This is a genomic window from Chitinivibrionales bacterium, assembly GCA_014728215.1.
Taxonomy (GTDB): Bacteria; Fibrobacterota; Chitinivibrionia; order Chitinivibrionales; family WJKA01; genus WJKA01.
On record WJLZ01000051.1, the window covers coordinates 16151 to 29289 of the forward strand.

The following is a 13139-nucleotide window of genomic DNA, read 5'->3' on the forward strand; positions in this document are numbered from 1 at the left end:
AAATCGTGAGAAGATTTCACAAACTTGGTGCAATGCTGTTTTTATGTGTTCTGTGTTCGCTTTTTGCAGAAGAAAGGGAGCAGAGCAGAGAGGAATCAAAAATCCGCATCGGTGTACTGGACCTTGATATCACGGGAGGAGATGCTCAGTTTGCTCAGAAGGTTCAGGATAATGTGGTTGTTTTGCTTGAAGAGATCGGGTTTTATAAAATATACACTCAACAAAACATCGAGGATGCTTTCGAGCAGATAAAAGAGAAATTCCCTCGTCGCTGCCGGGATCCACGGTGTGTGCGTGAGGTGGGTAAATCGATCGGACTGGAACGAATGCTCTACGGCAGTCTGGATAAAAATGAGAAAACGTTTGGTTTGAAGCTTGCGCTTCTGGATGTTGAGAGCAAACAGACTATCGAAGCCGTCAGCCTGGAAAGCGAGCCGGGAGTTGACGTTGATGATTTGCTTCGTGTTGCAGTTTCAAAACTGCACGGGTATGTTGATGAAGAGCTTGAGATAAGAGTTCAGAAGTATTTTGGACCCGAAATCAATAATGAAAAGGAATGGCTTATTTCCTCGGGAGTTACCCTCGGCGCAGGTTTGATCTGGGCTATTGCGAGTGGAAGCTTAAAGGGTGAAGGGTACGAGGCTGATTTTGATGATAAGCTTTCAGGTATTCCTACAGGAGCCATTCATATTCCCATGTCGGCACGGCCGGCCGCTCTTGCCAATTGTTATGTCGCGTTGTCGGATGACGCCTATGGAGTGCTTTACAATCCTGCAGGAATTGCTTGGGTCAGTAATCCGGAAGCGGCTGTTGAATATCAGTACCGGTTTGGCATGCTGAATAACATTGCTCTCTCTTATGTGAACAAGGCCACCCGTGAAATCGGCTTCGGGCAGGGGTTTCTTTACAGTGGTGATACCGATAAGCTGTTGAATGAGATTACCTTCATCAGTTCCATGTCCTATAAGTTCAACAGGCTTCTTCCATTCCTTCGTCCGGTTGCAGCAGGAACTTCAGTGCGGGTCAAAACCATATCATCGCCCGAAAATGCCAATGCAACATCAAGCCAGAAAACATTCGGTGTCGGGCTTGACCTCGGACTCATGGCGGAACTTTCCGAAAAAGTTCGCGGTGGCATACTCTTTAAAGATCTTCTGGCATTCGAACGTGTAAATAACACTTTGAGAGGATATAATTACATTGAGTATCAACCTGCAACGATGAATGTCGGCGGTATGTTCCGTGCCGGTTATTCAACCCTTCTGGTATCAAACAACCAGATACCTCTTTATAAAGATCAGCCCTGGAAAATGGCCGGTGGTATTGAACAGGAGTTCTTCCGTGTCGTCAAATTACGCCTTGGCGCCGAAAAGGAGATCCAGGCCAATTATGATACACCGTGGAAATTTACGGGAGGTTTGGGAATACGGACAAATACCGAAGCCTTGTTCGGTAAATATCTCATTGTTGATGCATCCTATGAACTCAATACGATTACAGTCCTGTACGTGATTAATACTTCGCTGAGATTTGGATTTTAATCTCTGGTGAGTGGAAAGACAAAGCTTCTACAAATACTACAAATCGATCACAAGAAGGGTAATATCGTCTTCAGGGATTCTGCCGGGACCGCAGAATTTTCTTTGAAACTGTAGAATTTCATCAACCGACTTTTTCGGTTCTATTGAAGAAGTTTTCAGGGCAATATCTTCAAGCCTTCCAAGCTCAAACATCTCATCCGATCCATTTTGTGCTTCAGTTAAACCATCAGTATAGAGGATAAGCCGTTCTTTGCCTGCCCGATAAGAGTAGGAGCTCTCCTTGAGCATCATATCGGGAAAGACTCCGAGGAAGAGACCGTCGGCAGGGATGCGGCTGCTGCTTTTTTTATCTTTATTGATTACAAGCACCGGGCAATGGCCTGCCGAGGTATAGTGGAGCGTTGATGCGCCGGCATCTAAAATTGCATAGAAAATCGTTACGAAATTGTCGGTTTTAATTTCGGTCAAAAAGGTCTGGTTGATCCGTTCGAGTGTTTTCTGAGGAGAAATTTCATCACCGGCGAAGGTCTTAAGGAGCACCTTTGCCATCGACATGATCAATGCCGAAGCCACACCGTGCCCTGAAACATCGGCGACAATTATTCCGTAGGTGTCGGGCTTTATCTCAAAGACATCGTAATAATCGCCGCCAACCGCCTGGGCGGGAATATACCGGGCACCGATTGAAAATGCTGGCGTGTCCTGGAGATTCTGGGGTAAAAGTCCTTGCTGTATGGTTCGCGCATGTTCGAGATCATTGTTGATTTTCGATTGGGCAACCTGCAAATCGTGGTTAACCTGTTTGAGCTGATCGTTTGTCTGTGACAACTCTGAGTTAACCTGCTCAAGTGCATCAAGAATACGGAAGTTTTCGATTATAATTCCGGCTTGGGTAATTATTGTCGTAAGAATGACAATATCATCGTTGGTAATCGGCGCTTCGGTACTATTCCGGTCCATCCAGAAAACGCCGTCACATTTAAAACATTGACATTGAATGCAATGTCTCCGCCGTTCATCTTCAGAAGAAACCGACAGGAATTCGGCTGCTCCGGGAATACTCCAGCAGTAGGGATTGTGGCTTTCATAAGCCTGGCAACTGGTCATAGTGCATGATTTGAATTCCCAGCATTTTTTGGTGGCTTTACTCAGAAGAGGTATGACAAGGTATGAGTTCGATCCCAGCTTGCTGCGGAACAGATCGAAATTCACATCAGGCTCCTGGACCATAAGATGACGGTTGAGAAAGATCGCATCGGTTATCTCTCCCCCTTCAAAACCGAGAGGTATGTTGAAATCCTCTGGAGTTATATTCTCCAGGCCAACCCACGACTGAGGTTTCAGAAAGAAGTTTTCTTTGTCAATATTGAAGAGAATTACCCGGTCAAATTGAAGGATTTCCTGGATGCCCAAAAGAAGCGTTTTTATTATATTTTCAAGATCGGTGCATGACTGCATGACCTTTGTCAGTTCGTTAATAAGCGAACTGTTCATTAACTGAGATTTTAAAATTTCGACCTGGTGATGTAGACGGTCCTGAATGGGGTCCATAAAAAATCCGGGGAGAAGAGTATATATTATGTGCTTAAAATCTATTATAAATCCATTGGCATTTCAATTCAAGCTTTAACTGAGCAAATGAAGAGATAATAATAGATCGGCTGCGGCAAAATATAATGAGTAATCGAAATGAAAACCCAAAAAACCCACTTAAACCGGTTTTTACTCCATTTATTGGGATATTTTTCTTTCATAGGGACCTATACCTTGACTATAAGCTTATGGGAGAAGCATTTTTAATAACTATGGCTGTCGTTGGGTAATATAATTGAGTTTTTTTTACCACCTGAATCGGCAGCACTATGTAATTTTTTCAGGAGGCTACGGTGAATATACAGTATAGCAAAAAGAAACAGGATATTAAGAGAGATCCTTTTATTGAATTCCTTCTCAATATCAAGGAAAAAGCCACTCAGCACAGTACGATAATTATTGCAGGGGTTGCAGGCATTATCCTTGCAATGTTTCTCGTAATGGGCTACAACCATATGGCAGCAAGCAGCCTGCGCAAGGCACAAAAGGCATTTGGCAATGCCATGATCGCATACACTTCCAGTAATAACCAGAAAGCTATTGAAGCGCTTGCACTGGTAACCGAGAATCATGGCAATACTCCCCAGGCAGCCTATGCAGCATATTTGCTCGGGCACATTCTTCGTGAACAGGACCGGTATGATGAAGCTATTAACTGGTTTGAAATGGCTAAAAACAAAAGCAAGGGAAAAAGTTTTATTACCGGTGGTGCACTTGAAGCAACAGCAACCTGTTATGAGTCGATGGGTGAGCTCGACAAAGCTGTTTCATATTTTGAAAAGGCACTCCAGGAAGAGCATTATGGCTATCGAGCCCCTGCTCTACGGTGGAAACTGGCTTTAATTAATAAAAGCCTGAACAATCACGATAAAGCAGTTGCACTTTGCAACGAAATAGTATCCGATACCTCTGCTGTCGAATTGAAGCAGGATGCTGAAAATTTGCTCATAGAATTGAATACGAAAAAAGGTTGATCCTCCTTTCGGAGATACTTCCAGTCCTCGTAAACCGTATCAATTCGCTTTTGCCCCTCAACAGGTCTGATGGCACAAAGAAAAAAAATCACTGTAACAGAAGCCCTTATCGGGCTCTCAAAAAAAATTAGTGCCAAAACAGACCTTCTCTCCCTTCTTCGTCTTATAAAAGACCTTACCGTAGAATTGATCGATGCAGACAGGGCATCAATTTTTATCCTCGACCGTACCACCCGTGAACTCTGGACCGTGCTTGCCGATGGCGAAACTGTTATCCGTGTTCCCGAAGGAAAGGGGATTGTGGGTGAAGTTATCAAAAAGAACAGGCTTCTCAATGTTCCCGATGTCGCCACCGATAAAAATTTTTATCCTTTGATTGATGAAAAAACCGGGTATGAAACGAGGAATATCCTGTGTGTTCCTCTTGTAAATCGAAACGGTGATGCTTTCGGTGCGATTGAGGTGCTGAACAAAAATGAGGGGCTATTTACAAAAAAAGATGAAGAGCTGATCAGTGTCCTGGGGACACAGGCAGGCCTTTCGATCGAAAATGTCGAGATGAATAACGATATACGGCGTAATTGCGTTCAGCTGAAATTATTGCTCGACATTCAAAAGGATATCAATCCTTCCATGGATATGGAACAGGTATTTGAGGTAATCTTATCAAATCTTCTCGAAGCAATGAATGGTGTTTGCGGTATGTTTCAACTGGAAACAAAGAGTGGAACAGTCAGCAATTACAGCTATCATACACGATATGGGCAGCGATACTGGGAAGAGGTCGATCGCAGGAAATGTCCAGGCTATATGCAAACATTGCTCCAAAAGGCTAATTGTTATAAAAACGATGAAAATAAACAGGACTTTTTTCATGCTCCGGGGATTGTATGGGCCCGTTTGCAGCGGGATCGGTGTCCGATAGGTTATATTGCTATACAGAACAATGAAGAACAGAAGACGTACGCGACGCTGGTTTCGTATGATTATATTAGGGTTATTGCAGAACAGACCGTCTCTTTTTTAGCGATGAGAGATGTCCTTGAAGAAAAACGGCGGTCTGAAAAACAGGCGCTGATCGGTACTATGCTTTCTTCGATTGTGCATGATATGAGAAATCCGCTCAGTGGTATCAGCGGATTCGTACAGCTTATCCGGAGGAAATCGGATGAGCACAAAATCCAGAGCTATTGCGATATCATTTTAGATCGTCTTGGCTATATCGAAAAGATGAATTCGGAGCTGCTTCTTTTTGTGCGAGGGAAATCAATTGAACTTGAGAAGACAGCCATCGTGCTCAAAAAGTATTTTGAAGATCTGCTGGTTGGATTCAAAAGTTCATTTTCCAACAGTAGTATTACAATCGAATTTGAGTGTTCCGAACGGATTGAAATTCAGGCTGATTTCGATCGTCTTACCAGAGTTTTTACAAATATTCTGAACAATGCCAGAGAAGCTATTCAAACTGAAGGAATAATCGGAATAGAGTTGACCCGAAAAGATAATTGTGCTATTATTAAAATCAGTGATTCCGGCAATGGAATGCCCGCTCATGTACAGGAAAAAATCTTTCAGCCCTTTGTTACTTTCGGAAAAAAAGGGGGGACAGGGCTTGGCATGGCTATTGCAAAAAACATTATTGATAAGCATAACGGTACGATTGAAATTGACAGTAAATTAGGTAAAGGAACTACTTTTATTATTAATCTTCCGATCGAATAATTGTGGAGGGTGTCATGGAAATTCTTGTATTTGATGAATCACGAAAAACCCGGGATGCGCTGACAGATTCACTGGGGAAAAAGAACACTAATGTTACCTGTTGCTCGAGCAGCAACGATTTTATGACGACTATGCAGGAGACTTCACCGGACAGGATACTCCTTGATGTCACGACCTGGCGGAAAGGAACGGCGATTTATAATTATTTTAATTTTGCACCTCGCCTTAATAAAATCCCTGTTGTGTTTTTTAATGCTCCGGAGAACTTTTCTTCGATTCAAGGACGTGAGTCGCACGAGCAGGATAGAATCTTGCGCGAACCTACCGACATTCAGGATTTAATCAGCGTCGTCGAATAAGAGAAAAGGAATTGCAGCGATGGCATCACGGTCTTCAAATGCATTCGTCTTTACCGATACCGATAACGGCGGCGTAATTCATGTCGCTAATATCAAGGGTGGTGTCGGGAAATCGACGGTTGCGACCAATCTGGCATCTGCACTGGCCAAAAAAGGCCTTACGCTTTTAATCGATCTCGATGTACAGGGGAGCGCGACACATGCCTTTGGTAAAGACCCGTCAGAGTTCGGCTCCTCTTCATGGCACCTTTTTAAAAAAAGATATTCTCCCGATGGGGGAATACCCCCGGATCGAGATACCTGGAAAGCCAAAGCGAGTTACTGGGTACATTCTGCCGAATCAAAACTTTTTTCGAGTATCGTCGGAGAGGGTGATATTACCAAACTCCGGGTGCGAATCCTACCGGGGCTGGATCTCATTCCCGCTACTGCCGATCTGTATAACAACGTAAACGTTTTTCGGTTACAGAACTTTCTGTTTAACCTCCAGCTTTGCCGTTCCTACTACAAATACATTGTAATTGATACGCCTTCGGTCTGGAATTTCACGACCAGATCCCTCTACTGCCACAGCGATTTGAATTTAATTCCGGTAACACTGAATGCGCTTTCAACTAAAAGTCTGCGGGATTATCTGGTACAGGTAAAAGAGCTTTCTGCGAAGAATCCCAATGTACGGCTGCGGATTGTGAAAAATGAGGTTTTTGGAAAACGGGATTCAAAAATTAAAGGCAAAACCCGCACCATGTACGAGAACAGGAAGTTTCTCGACAGCCTTTGTGAGCAGGTGGTAATTCGCAACGATTCGGGTGTTTCCATGTTACCTCAGGCAATGATGTTCGATCTGGAAATCCCCGAGTCGGCAACGGTGAGAGATGCTCAGGATGAGGGAAAACCGGTGAGTCAATTCAAACAATATTCAACAGCTTCCAGAGCCTTTATCGATCTCGCCAAAAAGGTCCAGTTTGTTCTCAACAGTCTGGAGCCCAAGAACAGAAAGGCTCTCAGAGCTGCTAAATTCCGGCCTCTGTATCAAATTGCTGCGCTTCTCATATTTGCTTTGATAATGGCGGGCAACCCACCGGTAGCCAATGTGGAGGCGCCACGACCTATTGCTCCCCAGCAGTTGATAGAATCGGGGCAGGGGATTATTACCCACACTTTCAATGAAGGTGAATCGATTTATAAGCTTGCAAAATATGCGCTTTGCCGGTTCAGAGCCCTTGTTCCCAGTGGACGGGAAATTAACTCGTATATTAAAGAAACCGTCGATATTTACAATAAAACCCGAATGCCTGGAGAAAAGAAAATCAAGCGATACGATTGGATAGCACCGGGAATTTCCATGAATTTCTATCCCCCGGCAACAGTGGACAATCCCCGGCAAAAAGAGCTTCTGCCGGTCTATGAATTTTTTGTTTCCCTTGTAAAAGATGATTATCCCTACATAACCGGAGACTGGTGTGAACGGGGAAGCGGTGGTGGCCGTCCCCATTACGGTATTGATATTGCCGGGGCATTGGGTGCCGAAATTGTTGCCCCTGTGGGCGGTACCGTGTACTGGTATGGGAGTGCCGCGGCCGGAAGGACCCTCGGCATTGTCAACAATGGCACGGTGATATTCTTTTCCCACATGCACAAACGTTATTTCAAGTCGGGAGACAAGGTTGAAAAGGGCGATGCTATCGGAACTATCGGCATGACCGGCAGGACCAGCGGACCACATGTCCATATCGGCTATGGAATCCAGACCGTTGGCAGAGGCGGTGCCCGTTTCGGTAATCGCTATTATGAAGTGACCGATCCTAAACTCTTCTTCTATAAGCAGATGTTCACCGAAGGCCGTCAAAAAGCAGGATGAGTCGAGGATAAATCGACATCTAAAACGGTGTACTGTTTTTTCTCCGTATATATATCTGGTCGATTGCAGCCCGCTCTGAGAGAGAGAGCAGAAAGAGCACTGTGTGAGAGATGTCTTCGGGACTGAGCAAAAGTGAGCGGTCGAGCTCAGGACGGGCTTGTCCTGCAAGCTCGGTATCGACTCCTCCCGGTAGAATTGCCGAAACCCGGATTCCATGATTCTGCGCCTCGACGGCAAGTGTTTTGGTAAGCCCCATTATGCCGTGCTTACTCGCCGTATACGCCCCCTGGTTGGGATAACCTTTGATTCCAACAACACTTGCAATATTGATAATATAGCCGCTCGTTTGCTGGATCATGATTTTCATGGCCTGACGGCAACAAAGAAACGTGCCTCTGAGATTGGTTGAGATAACCCTGTCGAAATCTTCGGTCGATAGATCGGCAATTTCTCCAAAAAGTCCTATACCTGCGTTGTTGATCATAATGTCAAGCGATGCTGACTGTTCTTTTAAAGTTCGAAAGAGCGAAGTAATCTCTGGTTCTCTGGAAATATCCGTAGTCACAGTCCTTGCAGAGCCGCCTGAACGGGTGATTTCGGCGGCAAGGGCGTTGATTTGATGTTCAGAACGGGCACTGAGCACAACATGAGCGCCTTCACGGGCAAGGTGAAGAGCAATGTTTTTGCCAATACCTCTTCCGGCGCCGGTAATAAGTGCTGTTTTACCGCTGAGGTTTTTATCCATGAGCCGGACTATCGCATCTCTTCAGTTTTAGGGAGTTTAGCCTTTTTGTCAAAATCAACTCCTCGGGACCATTCGTTACTGTTCCATTCCCACTTGGGGTCTTTCAACTTATCCGGGCAGCATTCTTTAATGGCAAAGAGCAGCGTTGAATCAATTCTGGCTTCATAGAGGCTTTTTGTTAACTGGAGGTTTTCGATATTCAAACCCTTAACCTCCGTAAGATCCGTTTTGTTGAAATATGCACCGGTGATAACGGCGCCCGTGAGATCGGCACCGGTGAGATCGGCATCTTTCAGATATGCTCCCGACAAATCGGCGCCTTTCAGGTTTGCATTACGCAGATTTGCCCTCCGCAGGTCTGTGCTTACAAGTATTGCATCCGTAAAATTGGAGCCTTCAAGATTTGCATTGCTGAGATCCGACTCCTGAAGTTGTGCACCGGCATAGCTCACCTTCGAGGTATCGACAGGATCTTTGCTTTTGATCATAAGCTCAAGCAGTTTCTGTTCCGAAATGCAGGCGGTTTTTTTGCCGTTTATATAGCCATAGACCAGTTTGACACTTTCTGCATTATTTCCTGCATTATCCGTACATAAGAATATCTGTGGTTTTTCTTCGGAGTGTATGGAAAATGTTATCAGCAACACCAGAGAAACAACACTGCTGAGAAAGCATTTCAATAAACGCATGATTCTACCTCCTTTAGTTCGCCTTAAAACAAGAGTCTGCAAATGCCGACAGAAGCAAGTACGCCGATAGCATCCGCGGTAAGGGCTGTTGGAAGAGTATGGCGGGTTCGTTTGATGCCGACAGCGCCGAAATAGACCGCGAGAACATAAAAAGTAGTTTCAGTCGATCCCTGCATGGTCGAGACAAGGAGCGAAACGAAACTGTCTGGATTCTGATTTACAATTGAAGACATTATGCCAAAAGAGCCGCTTCCCGACAGCGGGCGCATCAGTGCTACGGAGAGCGCCTCGGCGGGCATGCCGATGAGCGAGGTTACCGGGTTGAGCACGGCAACCAGAAACTCAAAAGCTCCACTCGCACGGAACATCCCGATAGCGACGAGAATGGCCACTAAAAAGGGTATTATTCGTACAGCGGTATGAAAGCCATCCTTTGCTCCCTCTGTTGCTGCTTCATAAACGTGAACGCCTTTGAGATAGCCGTAAATAAGAAAAAATGCCATGAGCATGGGAAGAAGCCAGAATGAGTAGAGTTCTTTGGCAAAGACTGCCGGCGATTCGGTCGAAATGAAACGGTAGACAATCGCCCCCATAAAGGCAGCAATGGTGGCATAGATAATCAGTTTGCCTGCGATTCCGGGTGGATTCAGGGATGAGGGCGCTTTTGTATTTTCGGGACCATTTTCAGGTTCAGAAGGTACTTTCTTGCTTTCAACGACTGCAGTATTTTTTTTCCGTGCTCTCCATTCGAAGAATTTGGCGACAGCGATCGCAGTGAGAGTCGAGCCGAGGGTTGCAAGAAAAGTAGAGGGAATAATTGCCGATGGATTTGAAGCGCCGGCGGCCGAGCGTATCGCAATCACCCCGCCGGGGAAAATAGCGATATTCGATGTGTTTATCGCAAGGAAGAGGCACATGGCATTGGTGGCGGTTCCTTTTTCTTTGTTAAGAGAATCGAGTTCCTGCATTGCCTTGATTCCCAACGGGGTTGCTGCATTGCCCATTCCCAGCGCGTTTGCCGCAAAATTCATTATCATGGCCGACATGGCAGGGTGGTCTTCAGGCACGTGGGGGAACAGGCGAACCATCAAAGGACGGATTCCACGGGCAAGAGCACGGGTCAGTCCACCTTCTTCGGCAACTTTCATCAGACCAAGCCAAAGAGCCATAAATCCGATAAGACCGATCGCAAGATTTACCGCCGATTTTGCACTCTCCATGAATGCATTAACCGTCGCTTCCATTTTTCCGGTATATGCGGCGGTGACGACTGCAATGAGAACCAGCATGAGCCAGACAATATTGATAGGCGCGGGCTTTTTATCCATAGTACTAAAATATAAATTCAGCTACTTGTAAAACCGAAGTCAGGTGGCAATTATGCGTTATTCAACTACTTGACTGTAATGATTATAGAGGCGTCGAATGTTCGTTACATAGGTTACCGGTTCTCTGCCACGGCAGTACCCGTACCGGGCTTTGCTTGCATATTCGGGCTTAGAAAGGAGAAGCATCGCTTTTTCCACATTGCCGAACCATTCATCATCATTCAGATTGAGGCTTTGTGCAAGTCTGCGGGCATCGATTACATGACCATAACCGGCATTATATGATGCAAGTGCAAAATGATATCGTTCCCTGAAGGGAATCCCTTTATCGAATCTTTCAATGAGGTGCCGCATATACTTTGTGCCCCCATGGACATTGGCAGGAGGTTTGGTTATATCACCCACCCGGAGTTCTCTTGCTGTGGAAGGCATAATTTGCATAAGCCCCACAGCACCAACCCAGCTTCGGGCATCGGGATTGAATTTGGATTCCTGATATGCCTGAGCCGCAACCATACGCCAGTCAAGATCGTATCTATCACTGTATTTTTTCATTATTCTATCGAAAGGAGAGATTTTCCCATGCGTATCGGTCCGCTCGGTTGAACGGGCCTGGGCAATTCTTTCCTGGCTTTTGAAATATTTATTATAAAGAATGTTATAGTGCAAACCCCGGGGCTTGTATGATGTCGTAGTGAAAAAATCGCTAATGGCGTCACCAAGCTCCTTTGATGATTTTCTTGTTGCCCAGGCTATATTCTGAGTATCGCTTACAGGGAAAGCCACAGCAAGATTCGATAAATAAATGAGTTGCATCCCGGCAATGTAATCGTCGGAGATCGTAGCCTCATACTCGCCTTCAGCTACTTTGGCCAGAATCTCCTCGGTCTCCATGTTTTCGGGGACGAATTCGATTTTGCAGGATACGCCCGTATTTTTCTGAAAAGCCTGTATCGATCGATAGTAGGTACTGCTTTTCCGCATATAAAGAGTAGCGCCTTCTAAGCCGGAGGTGTCCTGTATCAGGGCATTGCCGGAAGAATCGGTACGGCAAACAACAACTTCTCTGGCATAGCAATGGGGAGATGCAAAGGCGACGTCCTTTTTCCGTCCCTCAGTAATAGTGATGCAGGCAGCGGCAATATCAGCTTTGCCCTCATTGACCCACGAAAGCAACTGCTTCCAGTTTGGCGAAACCAGCATCTCGAGACGCAACCTGTGTTTTTTTGCAAAGGCTTTGCACATTTCGTACTCAAAGCCAACTTCCTTGCCCCGATAAATCCAGTAAGTGGCGGCATTGTTTCTGGTTGCCACCCGTAAAACTTTCCGATTTTTTATCTCTTCCCAGTCTCCTTTAAATATCTCTGCACGATGTTTTGTAAGGGCCTGCTCGAGTATAAACGCATTAAGTTCCTCCCGAAGCTCCGGGCAGTCTTTATCGACAGCCCAGGCAATTTTTTGATAATCCGTAAGCTCCAGAAGCGAGGTTATTCCAGTTTCGTAATGAAATATGTTTTTGGCAATGTGAGAATCGCAGATTGTTAAGGGGTATTCTCCTTCCGCTACTTTATGTACAATCTCTTCGGTATGCAAATTTTCAGGAGCGAAAGTGACTTTCAGTTCGGGTATCGAATCTTTCAGACGTTGTACAGTCCGATAGTAGGATGATGATTTTCTGATAACGATCTTTTTGTCCTTGAGGTCGTCGATTGATCGTATGGATTCCGTAAGCGATTTCGGTCCTATGAGTAATTCTTTGGCCTGATTAACCGGGCGGGAAAAATCGACAATTTCTTTCCGCTTTTCCGTTGCGGTCAGCGATGCTACCGCAATATCTCCTTTGCCCGATAAGAGCCAGGGAATTATGCTGTCGTAGCTCAAGGGTTGGACAAAAAGAATCCTGACCTCCAGATGCCTGGCAAAATATTCCGACATATCACGCTCGAAAGAAAGGGGAGAGCCTTCACGCGGTAAGCCGGACTGCGGACTTTCAGGGGTTATAACCCTGAGAAGGTTTTTCTTTTTTATCGCCTCAAGTGTTCCTTTGTATATGGGAAGAGAGCGTTTCGGACTGGGTTTGTAATAGAACTCAGAAGAAGAATTGCCGGAATTACCGCACTGGAGAAACAGAACAGAGAGGATGGCCGTGATGCAAAAACAGATCGATCTAAACATAATAGTTATAGTCACTCGTGTCCAAAATAGAACGCTAATGACGCTGATCATGCTGATATTCGCTGGTCAGAAAACTAAAAATTAAAAAAATACAGCGATAATCAGCCAAATTAGCGTCATCGGCGTTCAACAATCAAAATAATTGTATAACG

Annotated in this window: 10 protein-coding genes; 5 read left to right on the forward strand and 5 right to left on the reverse strand. The window is 45.2% G+C overall.

Annotated elements, in window-relative coordinates:
* The first annotated feature begins 5 nt into the window (after nucleotides 1-5).
* Nucleotides 6-1541: a hypothetical protein gene (locus tag GF401_03505; protein ID MBD3344110.1), complete on the forward strand. Its 1536-nt coding sequence runs from the start codon at nucleotides 6-8 to the stop codon at nucleotides 1539-1541.
* Between the two features lie 36 nt (nucleotides 1542-1577).
* On the opposite strand, the gene GF401_03510 is transcribed toward GF401_03505, so the two are convergent.
* Nucleotides 1578-3092, reverse strand: coding sequence for a SpoIIE family protein phosphatase (locus GF401_03510; protein ID MBD3344111.1), 1515 nt, complete (start codon nucleotides 3090-3092; stop codon nucleotides 1578-1580).
* 335 nt (nucleotides 3093-3427) lie between these two features.
* Here GF401_03510 and GF401_03515 point away from each other — a divergent pair, with 335 nt between their 5' ends.
* From GF401_03515 to GF401_03530, 4 genes are all read left to right on the forward strand, one after another.
* Nucleotides 3428-4108, forward strand: a complete 681-nt coding sequence (locus tag GF401_03515) for a tetratricopeptide repeat protein (protein ID MBD3344112.1) — start codon at nucleotides 3428-3430, stop codon at nucleotides 4106-4108.
* 69 nt (nucleotides 4109-4177) lie between these two features.
* Complete coding sequence (locus GF401_03520; GenBank protein ID MBD3344113.1) at nucleotides 4178-5830, forward strand: GAF domain-containing protein; 1653 nt, start codon at nucleotides 4178-4180, stop codon at nucleotides 5828-5830.
* A 14-nt stretch (nucleotides 5831-5844) separates the two neighbouring features.
* Nucleotides 5845-6189, forward strand: coding sequence for a response regulator (locus GF401_03525; protein ID MBD3344114.1), 345 nt, complete (start codon nucleotides 5845-5847; stop codon nucleotides 6187-6189).
* A gap of 19 nt (nucleotides 6190-6208) precedes the next feature.
* Nucleotides 6209-8050 (forward strand): AAA family ATPase, encoded by a 1842-nt coding sequence (locus GF401_03530; GenBank protein MBD3344115.1) that lies wholly within the window; start codon nucleotides 6209-6211, stop codon nucleotides 8048-8050.
* Between the two features lie 19 nt (nucleotides 8051-8069).
* Here GF401_03530 and GF401_03535 read toward each other — a convergent pair whose 3' ends face one another.
* The 4 genes from GF401_03535 to GF401_03550 form a co-directional block, all read right to left on the reverse strand.
* Nucleotides 8070-8795 carry an SDR family NAD(P)-dependent oxidoreductase gene (locus GF401_03535; protein ID MBD3344116.1) on the reverse strand — a complete coding sequence of 242 codons (726 nt, stop codon included), beginning with the start codon at nucleotides 8793-8795 and terminating at the stop codon, nucleotides 8070-8072.
* Between the two features lie 8 nt (nucleotides 8796-8803).
* Nucleotides 8804-9283, reverse strand: coding sequence for a hypothetical protein (locus GF401_03540; protein ID MBD3344117.1), 480 nt, complete (start codon nucleotides 9281-9283; stop codon nucleotides 8804-8806).
* A gap of 224 nt (nucleotides 9284-9507) precedes the next feature.
* Nucleotides 9508-10812, reverse strand: coding sequence for a spore maturation protein (locus GF401_03545; protein MBD3344118.1), 1305 nt, complete (start codon nucleotides 10810-10812; stop codon nucleotides 9508-9510).
* A gap of 57 nt (nucleotides 10813-10869) precedes the next feature.
* On the reverse strand, nucleotides 10870-13038 hold the full coding sequence (locus GF401_03550) for a transporter substrate-binding domain-containing protein (GenBank protein ID MBD3344119.1): 2169 nt from the start codon (nucleotides 13036-13038) through the stop codon (nucleotides 10870-10872).
* Between the last annotated feature and the right edge of the window lie 101 nt (nucleotides 13039-13139).

Excerpts from the sequence above, each read along its gene's own strand:
- GF401_03510 (MBD3344111.1), bottom strand. The coding sequence starts at position 3,092 with ATGGACCCCATTCAGGACCGTCTACATCACCAGGTCGAAATTTTAAAA.
- GF401_03520 (MBD3344113.1), top strand. The coding sequence starts at position 4,178 with ATGGCACAAAGAAAAAAAATCACTGTAACAGAAGCCCTTATCGGGCTC.
- GF401_03525 (MBD3344114.1), top strand. The coding sequence starts at position 5,845 with ATGGAAATTCTTGTATTTGATGAATCACGAAAAACCCGGGATGCGCTG.
- GF401_03530 (MBD3344115.1), top strand. The coding sequence starts at position 6,209 with ATGGCATCACGGTCTTCAAATGCATTCGTCTTTACCGATACCGATAAC.
- GF401_03535 (MBD3344116.1), bottom strand. The coding sequence starts at position 8,795 with ATGGATAAAAACCTCAGCGGTAAAACAGCACTTATTACCGGCGCCGGA.
- GF401_03540 (MBD3344117.1), bottom strand. The coding sequence starts at position 9,283 with ATGATCAAAAGCAAAGATCCTGTCGATACCTCGAAGGTGAGCTATGCC.
- GF401_03545 (MBD3344118.1), bottom strand. The coding sequence starts at position 10,812 with ATGGATAAAAAGCCCGCGCCTATCAATATTGTCTGGCTCATGCTGGTT.
- GF401_03550 (MBD3344119.1), bottom strand. The coding sequence starts at position 13,038 with ATGATCAGCGTCATTAGCGTTCTATTTTGGACACGAGTGACTATAACT.